Here is a 236-nt window from a genome sequence, read left to right as displayed (position 1 = left end):
GACGGCTGGACGGCGGCGGACTCGAGGTTGCCGACCCGCCCCATGGCGGCGAGCGGGCCGCGCAGCCACGGCGGCAGGTCCCGCGAGGAGAGCCGGACGGACTCCGTCCCCCGCATCACCTCGTCCTCGAAGGGGAGCTCCTCCTCAGCGGGGGCGGCGGTCCACTCGGCCGGGACGGTCAGGGTCGCCAACTCGTCGGCGGACGGCGCCGCCGGACGCGGCGCGGCCCAGGGCGG

Annotated in this window: 1 pseudogene; it reads right to left on the bottom strand. The window is 78.8% G+C overall.

Going from position 1 to position 236, the window contains the following annotated elements:
- Nucleotides 1-191: pseudogene (locus tag KVS67_RS13160) on the bottom strand (hypothetical protein); the annotation flags it as partial.
- Nucleotides 192-236: the final 45 nt, after the last annotated feature.

The organism is Micrococcus sp. GbtcB5 (assembly GCF_019091605.1).
GTDB classification, from domain to species: Bacteria; Actinomycetota; Actinomycetes; order Actinomycetales; family Micrococcaceae; genus Micrococcus; species Micrococcus luteus.
This window is presented reverse-complemented; position numbering and strand designations above follow the sequence as displayed.